The sequence below is a fragment of the Sphingobacterium wenxiniae genome (assembly GCF_900116225.1).
GTDB classification, from domain to species: domain Bacteria; phylum Bacteroidota; class Bacteroidia; order Sphingobacteriales; family Sphingobacteriaceae; genus Sphingobacterium; species Sphingobacterium wenxiniae.
In genome coordinates, this window is sequence record NZ_FOZZ01000001.1 from 210,690 (window position 1) to 225,856 (window position 15,167).

A 15,167-nucleotide genomic window follows, 5' to 3' on the forward strand; every position below is an offset into this window, starting at 1 on the left:
TATTATTTAGGTTAGTTTAATTCAATAGCGAGTTGATTGCTATAATCTTTACATGTTATACGTTCTGGATTTCACTCCGTTCTGCAACCACATTCATCATGTTCAGCAATATACTTTATGGTTTCGATGCAGAGTTCTTGCAAAACGTCAATATCAATATCAGCAAGCTTTTTCATATAAATGCAGGCCTTGCTTATTTTAACCTTACCAAGAGTCGGTAATATCTCCTTACTCCTATCCGTTGGAGAATAAATATAAAGAGAAAATGCAGCCTTTCTAGGGGAAAACCCTAAAATCGGCGCATCGCCTTCATGGCCACTCGCATATTTATAATGGTAATTCCCAAAGCCGATAATGGATGGTCCCCACATTTTAGCTTCAAAGCCAGACCATGCTGTCAATAGGTCGATCAATTGAAAACTATCCGCTTTTTTGTGTTCATTTTCTACGAAGGAATTTAAAAATTCACTTACGTCCTGCCCTGTGTATGTTGTCTTAGCCATAATCTCACATTGATTATTGCCTTAAAATCTTTTCCATCTTCCTGCCCTTAGCCAATTCGTCAATCAGCTTATCCAGATAGCGGGTTTTTCTCGTCAATGGATTTTCAATTTCTTCTATCCGATAACCACAGATCACGCCTGTTATCAGATCGACATTGGGGTTTAAGGTTGCACGCTCAAAGAATGTTTCAAAAGTTACTTTCTCATCAATAAGCTCTTGGAGTTTTTGCTCATCAAACCCTGTAAGCCATTCTATCACTTCATGTAACTCCGCTATAGTTCTTCCTTTACTTTCCACTTTAGTGATATAATGCGGATATACCGACGCAAACGTCATCTTGGCTATCCGTTCATTGTGTTTTTCATTTTCTTTCATACGGCGTATCGATTATAGTTAGTTGCACTGATTATAAAAACAAACTTACATAAATTCATTGTATATGTAATCCAATTAGGGTTAACACATCATAAATTGTTTTTAATGGGATTTGTGTTGAGGTATAATGGAGGTTTTATTTCGACAATTGTCGATTCTTCCCATCGCACAGCCTTTCCGTCCTTCGCCGGGACAAGTCGTCAGTTATCCATGATTGTCTATTTTCTTATGGAATAGATGATTGCACAGCCCCCGGTATTTCCATTGTCTTTCCGCCACTTGGATGGAACGGAGAAGCGCTCTCGCACCTTTGCGGCGTGTACTCAAACATACTGCGATCAACCATTTTATTAAAGACTTCCGAAGTTTGTGAAACTTCGGTGCCTTAACTAAATATAAAGTATTTGTTTATATGGATAGAGCGTTGAAAAAAATCCTTCCCTCTACACAACAGTCTATCGCGACGGACCAAGGACAGACGTAGCACCCCACCAGTTCATGAAAAAGTTATCTGCAATCAAAGCCCCTATTTACAACTCCATGATAGATTTTATCTCATATTTTGTTCGGGATTGTGATTCTTCTCCTCCATATATCAAATGCAAACGCATATTCTCATATAGTCCTTGGATATAATCCAAGCCCTTGAAATAGCTTGACTGTATCGTCTTGCCCGATTTTATTTCCATCGCATCAAGCTGTAGGCCTGTCTCAGCGATCAAATCTACTTCATTGCCCGAGGTATCCCTCCAAAAATAAAAATTTGTTTTAGCACCGGTGTTAAGGCTATTTTTGGACATTTCGGCAATGACCAAGTTTTCAAAAATACTCCCTTTGGCAAAATGCAAGTCTAGATCTTCAACACTTCGAATACCCAACAGGTAACATAGTATCCCAGTATCATAAAAATAAATCTTTGGCGTCTTAACGATTCGCTTGCTCAAATTTGTATGGAAAGGCTTCAACCGAAAAGCTATAAACGATGTTTCCAATACCGTTAGCCAAGAATTGACCGTTTTATTATCAATCCCAAGTTCATTGCCAAGACTACTCTGGTTATAGAGTTGTCCAACCCTGCCAGCCAATAATTGAATAAATTTCTGAAATAGGTCGAGATTTGAAATATTTTTCAACAAACGTACATCACGCTCTATATACGTTTTGATATAGTTATCATAATAATCTGTAGCCGGTATATCTTGTGTTATTTTTCGAGGATAGGATCCTGAAAGCGCATATTCTTCCCATTTTTGCGGAGCATAATCCGTGTTTTTAAGCTCGTTCATCGAAAATGGCAATAGCGTAAACAAAGAAACCCGACCTGCAAGAGATTGTGAGATCTGCTCCATCATCAAAAAGTTTTGTGAACCCGTAATGATGTACTCTCCATTAATCTTACGTTCATCGGTGACGACTTGCAAGTACGAAAACAGTTCAGGTACATTCTGGATTTCATCAATAATAGCCCCGTCACTATATTTTTGTAAAAAAGCTAGGGGATCGTTTTTTGCAAATTCACGATCTGCTAAATGCTCCAGATTAACATATTTGTAATCCGGTCTGATTATTTTGGACAAGGTGGTTTTGCCCGATTGCCTCGGCCCGGTAATAGCTATTATTGGATATTTATCCAATAGTTCCTCTACCTTTTTTGACAGTTCACGACGAATCATTTTGTAAATCTAGGAATCCAATTCCTAATTAGCAAGAAAAACATCGCCTCTCTGGAATAAATTCCAGCTCAACAACATATATCGACCCGCCACAGAGGGTCTCAACAAAACCAATCCGCGGTGGGTTTAATCTGTCTCAATCGTAAAGCTATCCATAATCTGAATCCCCAGTTGTCCTACACGGACATCACAAGGATTGTCTCTCCTACCCAAGAAGTATTGCACCACCTTCCGAATCATAGGTTCTTGCACATGTGGTAGCAGAGGAAAAGCATAGCTATCACTGCCATTTGCTGTCTCTACGACAATAGGGCTATTGTCAAAAAAAGAAAACGTTATTTTCCCGTTCACTCCATATATCTCACAGCAATCAGCATCATAGGCCGTATCAAAGAACCAACTCCCTTCGAATAGTACATCCTTTTCGAAAAGAATCTGCCCCGACACCTTGTCTGCACTAGAATCAGACACCCCTGTATAACGCAATGGAGTACCAAACAATGACAACATCAAATCAATCTGATGAGGCGCCAGATCATGAAAAAGCCCTCCGCCCGAAATCGTAGGGTCGGTTCGCTAGGTTTCCTGATCGGTCATTTTCTTTTTTGCAGTGACCAATCGTACCATCTTGGATTCACCGATGATCTTGGATTGCAGGAGTTCTTTTATTTTCAAAAAATAAGGCATTTCCCGACGGTAGTGAGCGACCACGAGTTTCCCGTTATATTGCTCCACCAGTTCAACCAATGCTTTGGCTTCCTCTTGGTTCATGACCATAGGCTTTTCGACATACACCATCTTGCCCCTCTTCAGTGCCCTCTCGGCATAGTCCAGGTGTGCATACGGTGGTGTGGCAATATATATGGCATTCAACGAGTCATCACGCAACAGCTCGTCGGCATCAGTATACCAATATGGCACCCTATGCCGCTCGGCATAGTCCGCAGCTTTCTGTGCATCACGGCGCATCACCGCCACTAATGCGGATTGTTCGATTTTATTGAATGCCGGGCCACTTTTCACCTCCGTGACATCTCCGGCACCGATCATACCCCATCTTATCATAGGATAAATATAAGGGTTAAAGTGATAAGTAAAAAGTAAGAAGAGATAGGTTGTTATTGAAAGATATTTCAGCAGGTAATTGTAGATTTAGGAATCCAATTCCTTCTCGTACTCGTTTGAAACGAGTATGCAATTTTAAGTATCCTCTCTCCATGCTCCTTTCCTTTTAGGAAAACAACCTCGGATTCTAATTCTCCACTTTCATAATGTGGAGGTTTTATTAAAAAAATAAGTTGCGTTTGCCCTGACAACCCCACCCTTACCTTTTCACTTTCAATTGATAGATTGTGCTTTCATGCACATCATTATCCGGATCATCGCAAAGCAAAAAGATATGTTCTTCTGCGGTGGAATGGTACAGCGTAATCCCTTCAAATTTATGCTTGTCTGATATAGTTTCGGTTTTTTCCAAGGTCAGATCACCCGCATTGATTATACCGATCTGCGAGCCACTCACCTTCCCATCTTCATAACTGGAATTTCCTCCTTCCGCTGCCGCTAAGAAATAAATTTTGTCCTCCACCAATGTAGCATCCGTAAAACCGGCCGTTTGACCATTAATTTCCGGTAGCTTTATCGGAATAAAGGTCGGTATCGTTTTCCCATCTTTCTCTACGAGCTTAATGATACCATTCATCTCGTTTGGTCCATTTCCTCGGTTGAACAACAATAGCCCATTGTCATAAAAAACAGCACCTTCTATATTAAAATCATCTTCTCCAATATGCAAATGCTCACGTAGATTACCATACGTTTCCTTATTCTCATTTTTACCGATATAAGAAAGGTCATCTGGATTTACATCAAACACTAAGCTCCGGTTAGGTTTCGACCCCGAGGAAAATAGAAGATAGATACCTTCCTGATGCATAGCTATAGCCTCTATATCAAGCTTATCTTTCTTTTGCACCTGTTCATTCTGCCCATCCATATCCAGCAGCAAATGCCTGTCCAACTTATGCGACGGAATATGGTATTCATAGAGATAGTTGCTATTGTCCGATACGATATAGAGCTTATCGTCCTTATAAGACAAACCCGATGCTGCGCCTAATCCTGTTATCAGCACAAAAAATTCCAAGATAAACTTCATTTTTGAAAGATCATTTATTCCCAACAAAAGTAAACAAATCAACAAAATTCCCTCAATTTTTAGCATCTTGCTCTTATTAATAACTACAACGGATATGATAAATTACGATAATAGGCGCTTCATAGCGGTAAGCAATACTGACAACGGTGAAACCTCGTCCGAAACTATCTTTCATTACAAACAAGAAAACAATATTATTACAGCTCATTATGCGGGTGGAAAAATCGTTTGTGGGCATCTCCTAGGGCTGGTAGATGAACAAGGGCATATTGATATACGTTATCATCAGATGAACAAAGAAGGCCAATTAATGACCGGCAGGTGTCAATCAACACCTGAAGTATTGCCCAATGGAAAAATAAGACTACATGAACAATGGCAATGGACTTCCGGTGATTGTTCTTCCGGCACTTCGATTATTGAGGAGATGGAATAAAAATTGTCCATTTTATATACTTTGTAGTTTATTATTTTGCATATCTTTAGCTATACAATAAACGTATTATAGAATAATTCATGCATAAATTGACCTTATTCCTGGGCTGCCTGATGTTCTTGGCATGCCAAAGTACACAAAAAAACACCAGCGATGACTCTGCTGCAGAGCAGAATCGACAAGACTCTCTCCAAAAAATAAAGGAAGCAGAAAAGGAGGCAAAAAGAGTAAAGCCAAAAACGGCATCGGATATTAAACTGACCAAGGATTTATCTTATGATAAATATACTTTGGAGGAAAGCTATCCCTACGAGGATACGGTTCGTGTATTCCAAATGGAAAAAATCAAGGAATATCTGGCTTTCGTAGAGAACTTCCAGCAGCAGCCTGCTACCTACGCCGTGCTCCAAAACCACAAGAATAAAAACAAGGAGGCTCCGCTGGTGAAAACATTTAAGCGGAATGCGTATAAACGTGTTAGCGATACTTTAGGAACAGAGCGTTACCAGTCTATCCCCCTATACATTGTAGATGAGAAAGAACAACCTACCCTCTATGGACCTGATGGTTCATTGGTCAAGCTTTTGAGCAGTGATACGATTGATATGGTACGTGTAGAAGGAGTCTCCTTTGAAGGAAAATGGGATATCCCAAAACGCTATGTGAAAACTATTGGCGACAGCGTTACCTTTCATCGGATAGCATTTGTGGACGTAACGAACCAAAACATCATGACCGTAGAACGGATAACCGAATCGGAATGGGCAATACGCAGTATGAACAAAGCCACAACAGGTGTACACAAACCACCTTACGCACATGAAACACCCACAGGTATGTTCGTAGTACAGGAGAAAAAATCAAAAATGTACTACCTGAAAGACGGCACAAGCGACATTGCAGGTTACGCTCCCTATGCAAGTCGATTTACCAACGGTGCATATATCCACGGTATTCCTACCAACAATCCGAATGCTGCCATTATTGAGACCAGTTGGTCTTTGGGTACTATTCCCCGTTCGCATATGTGTGTCCGAAATGCGTCCTCGCATTCCAAGTTTTTCTACGATTGGGGCAAGACTTTCAATGCTTTGGTTATTGTTATTGACTGATTTTTAGGTAATTTAACATTTTAACAATCAAATTATTACTAACTTTGCACTTGGATTAAAGATTTTGTGATTATGCGCGTTTTATTATTGGTTGTTCTGACTTCGTTATTCTTAAGCTATGTACCTTCTCATTTAAGCTCCAAAACTTCAACTGAAAACAAAGAAACACCCCTCAAACCTAAAGTAGAAAAATCCCCTGCAGAGACATTATACGAAAAGCTTCAATTGGCTAATATGCTCAAGTTTGAAGCTTTTGAAGAAGCGTTGCAGGGCTATTATACACTCAACCCCAAGAACAAAAATATTCTGACGGTTATTGACTTCACCTTACCTTCTACGGATAAAAGAATGGTAGTCATTGATATGAAAAACCAAAAAGTGCTTTACCATACCATTGTATCGCATGGTAGGAATTCAGGTGAAAAATATGCGACCTCGTTTTCCAATCGCCATGGTTCTTTTCAAAGCTCATTAGGATTTTATTATACGGAAAATACCTATCAAGGAGGTAATGGCTATTCTTTGCGGTTGGAAGGATTGGAAAAGGGAATCAATGATCAGGCAAAAGCGAGGGCTGTCGTTATTCACGGTGCTGATTATTGTAGTGAGGACGTTATCCGGTCTACAGGGAGGTTAGGAAGAAGCTACGGATGTCCTGCCCTACCTCGCAACGTAACCAAGCCCATCATCAATACCATTAAAGATGGCACATTATTATACATCTATGCGAATAACGCTCAATATGCTGCCAAAACGAAAATCTTAAGTCCAGCTTCACGCGGTTTATTGGCACAGCATGATGACCTGGATGAAAATAGTCAATTGAATTAAATTGTCATACCGAAGATACGAGGGATCTGTTCCGAATATCATATTACTATATAGTCTTTAACTATGCCTCGGCTATGGCGAGATGACAAAAAGAAGAAGGTATCTAAAAAGGTTCGTAAACCGCAAAAACGCGTCATTGCGAGAAGCGTAGCGACAAAGCAATCTGCGTTTTTGACATCATTCCCGCCTCAGGCGGGACTTCGTTACCTCGCAATGACGATGATGTTTAGCTCTCTAGACAACCCCTACAGGATATAAAAAATCCCGATGCTACCACATCGGGATTTTTTATATAAACGCTATACCTTACAATGAAGCGATAGCATTATTTAAAGTTTCCGAAGGACGCATAGCTTTAGTAGCTAATTCATCTTTCGGGAAATAATATCCACCAATCTCTTGCGCTTTACCTTGTGCTCCAATCAGCTCCTCGTTGATTTTCGCTTCAGCAGCTGTAAGTGTATCGGCTAAACCTTTGAATTTAGCTGCAAGATCTGCGTCTTTGGTTTGTTTTGCCAATTCCTGTGCCCAGTACAGCGTTAAGTAAAAATGCGACCCACGGTTATCAATCTGACCTACACGGCGTGCTGGCGATTTATCATTCGCTAAGAACAATGCGTTCGCTTCATCCAATGCATCAGCCAACACTTGTGCTTTCACATTGTTTTGCGTCTGCGCTAAATGTTCTAAAGACGCTTGCAGTGCCAAGAATTCACCCAACGAATCCCAACGTAAGTAACCTTCCGTTACAAACTGTTCTACGTGCTTAGGCGCAGAACCACCAGCACCCGTTTCAAACAATCCACCACCATTCATCAAAGGCACAATAGAAAGCATTTTCGCGGATGTTCCTAATTCTAAAATCGGGAATAAATCCGTTAAATAATCACGCAATACGTTTCCTGTTACGGAGATAGTATCCTCACCTTTGCGGATACGGTCAATTGAGAATTGCGTAGCCTCAACTGGTGACAGAATGCGAATATCTAAACCAGTTGTATCAAACGCTGGAAGGTATTTATTTACTTTTTTGATAATCTCTCGGTCATGCGCACGGTTTTCATCCAACCAGAATACTGCAGGTGTATCGGATAAACGAGCACGGTTAACGGCCAATTTAACCCAATCTTGGATAGGTGCATCTTTGGTTTGGCACATGCGGAAGATATCTCCCTCTTCTACTGCTTGCTCCATAAATACATTGCCTGTAGCATCTACCACACGGATAGTACCTTTAGCCGTCGCTTGGAAAGTTTTATCGTGTGATCCGTATTCCTCGGCTTTCTGCGCCATCAATCCCACGTTAGGTACTGAACCCATCGTTTTAGGATCGTAAGCTCCGTTGGCTTTACAGTCAGCAATTACCGTAGCGTATACACCTGCATAGCAACGGTCAGGAATAATAGCAATAGTGTCCTGCTGCTTACCTTCTTTGTTCCACATCTGTCCGGATGTACGAATCATAGCTGGCATAGATGCATCAACGATAACATCTGAAGGTACATGCAAGTTGGTAATACCTTTATCAGAATTGACCATTGCCAGATCAGGACCATTCTCGATGGCAGCTTCGATAGCAGCTTTGACTTCAGCTTCTTTGGCATGCCCTGCAATTTTCGCATAAACCTCACCCAAACCGTTATTTTTATTGATACCAAGCTCTTTGAAAAGCGCTCCATATTGAGCAAAAACATCTTTGAAATACACTTCTACAATTGCTCCAAAGATAATAGGGTCGGAAACTTTCATCATGGTAGCCTTCAAGTGTGCAGACAACAATACGCCTGCTTCTTTTGCCTCTTGAATAGCCTGCGCAACAAAATCTTTTAGCTTTGATACGCTCATAACGGATGAATCGATTACCTCGCCTGCTTTTAAGTTGGCTAAGCCTTTCAATTCTTTAACTGAGCCATCTGCACCCACAAACTCAATTTTGAATTGCGTATCGCCTTCTACAGTGATTGATTTCTCTGTACCATAAAAATCTCCTTCACTCATGGAAGCTACCTCGGTTTTGCTATCTGCAGACCAGGCACCCATGCTGTGTGGGTTAGCTTTGGCGTAGTTTTTAACTGCTTTTGGCGCTCTACGATCTGAGTTACCTTCACGCAAAACAGGATTTACTGCTGAGCCTAATACTTTTGCGTAAGTCGTTTTAATAGTTTCTTCGTCCTCGTTCTCCGGGCTATCCGGATAGTTTGGCACGTTATAGCCTGCTTTCTGTAATTCAGCAATCGCGGCTTTCAACTGCGGAATAGACGCCGAAATATTGGGCAATTTGATGATATTTGCTTCTGGGGTTGTAGCCAATTGTCCTAATTCAGCCAAGGCATCTACCGTCTGTTGTTCCGGCGATAGGTAGTCATTAAAGTTGGCCAAGATACGTCCGGCTAAGGAAATATCTTTTAATTCAACATCAATATCAGCAGTCTTAGCAAAGGCCTGTACAATAGGTAAAAACGAATAGGTCGCCAACAGAGGCGCTTCATCTGTTTTAGTGTAAATGATTTTGGATGACATAGTTTTCTATTGAAATATTTCTTAATGTTCAATGAATAAATCAGCGCGCGCGTTGCATACGCTAATTTTAAAATTTGCCTAAAGATACGGAATTGAAGATAAAAATGGAAGTGAGATACAGGAGTAAGATAAAATCATCGAAAACTCGTCATTATTTTCATTCACTAAACAGGTTAAATGTTCTATAATTTTTTTAATGGGATTTGTGTTGAGGTAAAATGGAGGATTTTATTAGTTAGCTTTTGTCCTCTATGCCGGACAGGCATGGTACTTTTTTAGAAAAAGTACCCAAAAATCGTCGCGGAAAAGCTTTGACCAGATGGAGAGTGCAAAAAAACATCTTCCTACATGGTCAAAACTTTTGATGCGTCCCACATCCCCGCACTTATCCTGCATCGAGAATAGTTTAAGGCGACACTTTCTGTTAAAGAGTGGTTTGTGCGAGTACAGTTTAGACTTCCGAAGTTTGGCAAACTTCGGAAGTCTTCAATAAAACGGGGGGTGCGAATAGGTTTGAGTACACACGGCAAAGGCGCTAAAGCGTTTCTCCGTTCCATCCAAGTGGCGGAAAGACAATGGAAATACCAAGGGAGTGTGGGGAGGGGAAAGGCATGGAAACTATTGTCCGAAGCTATCCAAAAAGCTTCGGACAGTTGTTTCAGCCTTGTGAGGTATTTCCTTTGTGTGGGATGGAATTGTGCGAGAGGCCACCTCGGATGGGACAAAGGGTTTTTGATTCCTTTTTGCCCTACAAAAAGGAATGCCTTGTCCCGGCGAGGGACGGAAAGGCTGTGGGATGGGAAGAATCGACAATTGTCGAAATAAATCCTCGGTATATTTTTATTATAATCAGTAATCAATTACAAATTTTACTTTCGTATTTTCTTCGTCTTGATTTTTTTACCCACAGAAGCTCTTCCTTTGTTATATTGTAATTCCACAGGTACAATTCCTGCTTGAATCATCCCTATTTTTTTAGCAGCCTCTTTAGATAGGTCGATCACTCTTGATTTAGAGAACGGTCCTCTATCGTTAATCTTCACAACCACCTTCTTGCCATTCTTCAGGTTCGTTACGGTCACCTTGGTGCCAAAAGGGAGCGTCCTATGTGCGGCGGTCAAAGCATTTTGATTGAACCGTTCGCCACTAGCCGTTGCTCTTCCGTGAAATTTATCTCCATAATAAGAAGCGTTTCCTCTCTCTCGCATTTCCCCACCAGTTGTGCGTAGTCTTGGTGAACACCCTGCAAGAAGCAAAACACCTAAAAAAAAGATTAGAACCTTACCAACCAGCTCTTTTTTCAATATCTGCTTCTCTTCTGTTGGTTTTGTCAATTCAACTTCTACCATTTTATAGTTTTTTTTACATAACTTCTATTACAGTCCCCTCTTCTAAAGGGTGAGACACACAGATCAGACAGCGACCGTTTTCTACTTCCCTGTCAGTCAGCACCTCGTTATAATCCATACGCACAGAACCGACTGTACATTGCGACATACAGGTGCTGCACATCCCAGATTTGCAGGAATAAGGTAACTTAATCTTATGCTCTAGTCCCACATCCAGCACGGTCTTATTATAAGGAATGGTTAATGGATAGGTTTCTCCTTGAAATTTTAATGTAATATCATAAGCACTCATATCCACCTCTTCTTCTTCCCTTTCATCATCGTCTTCTTCCTCTTCTGGAAAATGAAAAGTTTCTTTGCGGATATCCGTATCCGGAAATCCCATACCTAATAAGGTAAAGCGCACCAAATCCATATAAAACACAGGACCACAGGTATAAAATATAGCTGCTCTATTTTCCGGCAAATGTTGTTGTACAATACGGATAAGGTATTCCCGGTTTAGACGGGCATGAAGCAGATTTTTGGAATTGGAGAATATCCACACAATTTCCAAGCGTTCGGGATACTTCGTTTGCCATGCGTTAAGTTCCTCATAAAACAATGTGCGTTCCTTAGAACCATTGCTATAAACCAAAACGATTTTAGTTTTCTTTTCAGCAACCAAAGCGGTCTTAAGCATCGCATAAAGCGGTGTAATTCCTACGCCTGCAGCAAAAAGGAATATCGTACGCTCGGCCTCCTGCTCAGGTTCGTAATAAAATAAGCCTTGCGGTTCTAATACATCAATAGTATCTCCTACTTTGACTTTATGGTGCAGCAAACGTGAAATCTCACCATTATCGACCCGTTTTACCGTAATTGCCAAGGGCTCATCTACCGCTGGCGAAGAACTAAAGGAATACGAACGTCTTACTTCCCGTTCGCCAAATGTAAAGGATAAAGTTAAAAATTGACCGGCCTTAGGTTTTGGATAGTTCCCTGACAAATCTTTAAAGCTAATCGTAACATTGTCATTGGGTTGATATAAAATGTCGGTAATCTCAAATTTGTACATATACTAAAGTAAAAAATAAAAATTAAAAATCCCGGCAATAAGCTACTGCCGGGATCTCTACTATCTAAGTTCAGATGTCTACTATCTCGTATCTCAATACGCGCATCTCACTACAATTTACGTTTTACTTCTACTTGTTCGTATGCTTCCACAATATCACCTACTTGTATATCGTTAAAGCGGTCAATATTCAAACCACATTCGTAACCTTGTGCGACCTCTTTCACATCGTCTTTGAAACGTTTTAAGGAAGCCAGCTTACCGGTATGGATAACAACACCCTCACGGATTACGCGAATATCGTTATTACGGTTGATTTTACCTTCACGAACCATACATCCGGCAATTGTTCCGACCTTGGAAATCTTGAATGTCTCGCGAATTTCCACTTCGGCAACAATTTTCTCTTCGAATTTAGGTGCCAACATACCTTCCATAGCCGATTTCAATTCCTCGATAGCGTCATAGATGATAGAGTACAGACGAACATCGATTTGCTCTTGCTCAGCCAGTTTTCTTGCACCTTGTGTAGGACGAACCTGGAAACCGATAATAATCGCATCAGAAGCCGAAGCTAACAATACATCGGACTCGGAAATAGCACCCACTGATTTGTGGATAATGTTCACTTGGATTTCATCTGTCGACAGTTTCAATAAAGAGTCGGACAAGGCCTCGATAGAACCATCCACATCACCTTTCACGATAACGTTAAGCTCTTTAAAGTTACCGATTGCCAAACGACGACCGATTTCATCCAAAGTAATATGTTTCGTAGCACGCATACCTTGCTCACGCTGTAATTGCAAGCGTTTGTTGGCAACCTGACGTGCTTCGGATTCACTTTCTAATACATACAACTTATCACCTGCCGTTGGCGCACCGGACATACCCAAGATCTGTACCGGAACAGATGGGCCAGCCTCTTTCACGCGCTCTCCACGCTCATTGGTCAAAGCTTTTACTTTACCGGAATGAGAACCAGCCAAGATTGGATCACCAACACGTAATGTACCACCTTGTACCAATACCGTTGTCACGATACCACGACCTTTATCCAATGCTGCTTCAATTACAGAACCTACAGCACGTTTTTTAGGATCGGCTTTCAGCTCCAATAATTCTGCTTCCAACAAGACTTTCTCTAAGAGAAGATCTACGTTTTCACCTGTTTTTGCCGAGATTTCCTGCGCTTGGTATTTACCGCCCCAATCTTCCACCAAGATATTCATAGCAGAAAGTTGCTCACGGATTCTATCAGCATTTGCTCCCGGTTTATCCACCTTAGTAAAGGCAAATACAATCGGCGAGCCTGCTGCCTGCGCGTGGTTAATTGCCTCTCTTGTTTGTGGCATCACCGCGTCATCTGCTGCAATAACGATAATAACAATATCCGTTACCTTCGCACCACGGGCACGCATCGCTGTAAAGGCTTCGTGACCTGGGGTATCTAAGAACGTAATCTGGCGACCATCATCCAATTTCACCGCGTAGGCACCGATGTGCTGCGTGATACCTCCGGCTTCACCTTTGGTTACATTCGCTTTACGAATGTAGTCAAGCAAGGATGTTTTACCGTGGTCAACGTGTCCCATCACCGTTACGATAGGTGCACGAGGAACTAAGTTTTCTTCTGTATCCGGTTCTTCCAGTTCAGTGACTTCTTCATCCTCCGGTTTGATAAATTCTATTTGATAGCCAAATTCATCTGCTACAATGGTCAATGTCTCAGCATCCAAACGTTGGTTGATAGACACAAACATACCCAAACTCATACAGGTCGAGATAATCTGTGTGACCTGTACATCCATCAAGTTTGCCAATTCATTGGCCGTAACGAATTCCGTTACTTTTAGGATTTTGGATTGTGCTGCTTCTTCCATTGCTGCTTCTTCAGCTGAAAGGGCTATATCATCACGTTTTTGACGGCGCAGTTTAGCACGCTGTGCAAATTTACCTGATTTACCAGCTCCGCTCAAACGAGCCAAAGTAGCTTTGATTTGGTCTTGTATTTCTTTTTCTGAAGGTTCTTCCTTCGGAGTTTCCTGCTGGCGACCTTTACCTTTATGGTCATGACGACCCCCAGCTGGGCGATTAGCGTGATGACCTCCGCCGGCACGGTTTCCTTGCTGGCCTCCGCCCCCTTTATTGAACCCACCTCTGTTATCCTGACCACCTCTGTTTTGTCCACCATCGGTAGTATTTGAGCTAACAGGATTATTTGGGTTTTTATTTGTTCTTTTACGCTTACGCTTATTGTCGTTGCCAGTAGCATTCGACGAAGACGCAACCGGTTTGTTCGAACGTTCTACAGGAAGTTGGATTTTCCCAACAACTTTTGGTCCCGCCAACGTTTCCGAACGCGCACGGATTACAGCATCTTGTGGCTCTGCTTCAACTACTTTTTGCTGTGGTTCAGGTTTTACTTTTTCCACGGATTCTTTTTTGGCTTCCACCTTAGAAGAGGATTCTTCTACAGGAGCCTGTACAGGTTGTTCTTTTTCAGGTTTTGCCTGTTGTTCTTCTACTTTTTCAACCTTTACTGGCTCAGCAACTTTCGGTGTTTCTACTTTCGGTTCTGCGACAACTTCAGTTGGTTTTATTTCTTCTTTTTTAACAGGTTTTGAAGTAGGCTTTACCTCTTCTTCTTTTTTCTCTTCTGCAACAGGTGCTACAGGAGCCTGCTCTGCTGTTTTTTTACTTTTGCCTCTATTCAAGCTATCCAAATCGATCTTACCCACAACTTTTAGTGGGCTATCTTCTTTTTTCGGAGCTTCTTCCTTTACCTCTTTTTCAATAGGTGATGGTGTTTCTGGAGCAGTAGTATCTTTTACAAGAATTTCTTGTGTCTCAGCAGGACGGTCTTCTACGAAGTCTTCTTTAAATTCAGTAGGATTGGCACCACCTGTTCCAGCAGCCGACTCTTCGCGACGAATTTTACCGATAACAATCTGCTTCGCTTCGTCTTTGACGATTTTGTCTCCTTGAAATTCTTTTAATAGAACAGCATACATGTCCGCTGACAACTTAGTGTTAGGTTTTGAATCGACTTCAAAGCCTTTCTTACCTAAGAAGTCAACAGCCGTACCTATCCCAATGTTAAGTTCTTTTGCTGCTTTTAGCAAGTTTATGCTCTTTCCTTCTGTCATTTA

General features: G+C 41.3%; 12 protein-coding genes and 1 pseudogene. 3 read left to right on the top strand and 10 right to left on the bottom strand.

Going from position 1 to position 15,167, the window contains the following annotated elements:
• Positions 1–71: 71 nt before the first annotated feature.
• The 6 genes and pseudogenes from BM375_RS00985 to BM375_RS01005 all read right to left on the bottom strand — a co-directional run bounded on the left by BM375_RS00985 (position 72) and on the right by BM375_RS01005 (position 4,710).
• Entirely contained in the window at positions 72–503 is a 432-nt protein-coding gene (locus BM375_RS00985) for a DUF1801 domain-containing protein (RefSeq protein ID WP_093363296.1), read from the bottom strand.
• A 13-nt stretch (positions 504–516) separates the two neighbouring features.
• Positions 517–879, bottom strand: coding sequence for a DUF2200 domain-containing protein (locus BM375_RS00990; protein ID WP_093363297.1), 363 nt, complete (start codon positions 877–879; stop codon positions 517–519).
• Positions 880–1,409: 530 nt separating this feature from the next.
• Positions 1,410–2,552 carry an ATP-binding protein gene (locus BM375_RS00995; protein ID WP_093363298.1) on the bottom strand — a complete coding sequence of 381 codons (1,143 nt, stop codon included), beginning with the start codon at positions 2,550–2,552 and terminating at the stop codon, positions 1,410–1,412.
• Between the two features lie 126 nt (positions 2,553–2,678).
• Positions 2,679–3,116: pseudogene (locus BM375_RS17390) on the bottom strand (Gfo/Idh/MocA family protein); the annotation flags it as partial.
• Positions 3,117–3,128: 12 nt separating this feature from the next.
• A complete protein-coding gene (locus BM375_RS17395; protein WP_244525787.1) occupies positions 3,129–3,617 on the bottom strand; it encodes a Gfo/Idh/MocA family protein in 489 nt (162 codons plus the stop codon).
• A 259-nt stretch (positions 3,618–3,876) separates the two neighbouring features.
• Positions 3,877–4,710, bottom strand: coding sequence for a DUF6929 family protein (locus tag BM375_RS01005; RefSeq protein WP_139227470.1), 834 nt, complete (start codon positions 4,708–4,710; stop codon positions 3,877–3,879).
• 94 nt (positions 4,711–4,804) lie between these two features.
• Between BM375_RS01005 and BM375_RS01010 the strand changes: the two genes are divergently transcribed.
• The 3 genes from BM375_RS01010 to BM375_RS01020 all read left to right on the top strand — a co-directional run bounded on the left by BM375_RS01010 (position 4,805) and on the right by BM375_RS01020 (position 7,089).
• Positions 4,805–5,146 (top strand): avidin-fold protein, encoded by a 342-nt coding sequence (locus BM375_RS01010; RefSeq protein WP_093363300.1) that lies wholly within the window; start codon positions 4,805–4,807, stop codon positions 5,144–5,146.
• An 80-nt stretch (positions 5,147–5,226) separates the two neighbouring features.
• Positions 5,227–6,258, top strand: a complete 1,032-nt coding sequence (locus BM375_RS01015; protein WP_093363301.1) for a L,D-transpeptidase — start codon at positions 5,227–5,229, stop codon at positions 6,256–6,258.
• A gap of 72 nt (positions 6,259–6,330) precedes the next feature.
• Entirely contained in the window at positions 6,331–7,089 is a 759-nt protein-coding gene (locus BM375_RS01020; RefSeq protein WP_093363302.1) for a murein L,D-transpeptidase catalytic domain family protein, read from the top strand.
• Between the two features lie 306 nt (positions 7,090–7,395).
• Here the strand turns inward: BM375_RS01020 and BM375_RS01030 are convergent, their stop codons facing one another.
• From BM375_RS01030 to infB, 4 genes are all read right to left on the bottom strand, one after another.
• Positions 7,396–9,609, bottom strand: a complete 2,214-nt coding sequence (locus BM375_RS01030) for an NADP-dependent isocitrate dehydrogenase (RefSeq protein WP_093363304.1) — start codon at positions 9,607–9,609, stop codon at positions 7,396–7,398.
• Positions 9,610–10,478: 869 nt separating this feature from the next.
• Positions 10,479–10,958: a septal ring lytic transglycosylase RlpA family protein gene (locus tag BM375_RS01040; RefSeq protein ID WP_170852553.1), complete on the bottom strand. Its 480-nt coding sequence runs from the start codon at positions 10,956–10,958 to the stop codon at positions 10,479–10,481.
• Between the two features lie 13 nt (positions 10,959–10,971).
• Entirely contained in the window at positions 10,972–12,015 is a 1,044-nt protein-coding gene (locus tag BM375_RS01045; protein WP_093363306.1) for a ferredoxin--NADP reductase, read from the bottom strand.
• A gap of 110 nt (positions 12,016–12,125) precedes the next feature.
• Positions 12,126–15,164 carry a translation initiation factor IF-2 gene (gene infB, locus BM375_RS01050; RefSeq protein ID WP_093363307.1) on the bottom strand — a complete coding sequence of 1,013 codons (3,039 nt, stop codon included), beginning with the start codon at positions 15,162–15,164 and terminating at the stop codon, positions 12,126–12,128.
• Positions 15,165–15,167 lie beyond the last annotated feature (3 nt).

Bases quoted from the DNA above. Each gene is read 5' to 3' on its own strand.
- BM375_RS00985 (WP_093363296.1), bottom strand. From the start codon at position 503: ATGGCTAAGACAACATACACAGGGCAGGACGTAAGTGAATTTTTAAAT.
- BM375_RS00990 (WP_093363297.1), bottom strand. From the start codon at position 879: ATGAAAGAAAATGAAAAACACAATGAACGGATAGCCAAGATGACGTTT.
- BM375_RS00995 (WP_093363298.1), bottom strand. From the start codon at position 2,552: ATGATTCGTCGTGAACTGTCAAAAAAGGTAGAGGAACTATTGGATAAA.
- BM375_RS17395 (WP_244525787.1), bottom strand. From the start codon at position 3,617: ATGATAAGATGGGGTATGATCGGTGCCGGAGATGTCACGGAGGTGAAA.
- BM375_RS01005 (WP_139227470.1), bottom strand. From the start codon at position 4,710: ATGAAGTTTATCTTGGAATTTTTTGTGCTGATAACAGGATTAGGCGCA.
- BM375_RS01010 (WP_093363300.1), top strand. From the start codon at position 4,805: ATGATAAATTACGATAATAGGCGCTTCATAGCGGTAAGCAATACTGAC.
- BM375_RS01015 (WP_093363301.1), top strand. From the start codon at position 5,227: ATGCATAAATTGACCTTATTCCTGGGCTGCCTGATGTTCTTGGCATGC.
- BM375_RS01020 (WP_093363302.1), top strand. From the start codon at position 6,331: ATGCGCGTTTTATTATTGGTTGTTCTGACTTCGTTATTCTTAAGCTAT.
- BM375_RS01030 (WP_093363304.1), bottom strand. From the start codon at position 9,609: ATGTCATCCAAAATCATTTACACTAAAACAGATGAAGCGCCTCTGTTG.
- BM375_RS01040 (WP_170852553.1), bottom strand. From the start codon at position 10,958: ATGGTAGAAGTTGAATTGACAAAACCAACAGAAGAGAAGCAGATATTG.
- BM375_RS01045 (WP_093363306.1), bottom strand. From the start codon at position 12,015: ATGTACAAATTTGAGATTACCGACATTTTATATCAACCCAATGACAAT.
- infB (WP_093363307.1), bottom strand. From the start codon at position 15,164: ATGACAGAAGGAAAGAGCATAAACTTGCTAAAAGCAGCAAAAGAACTT.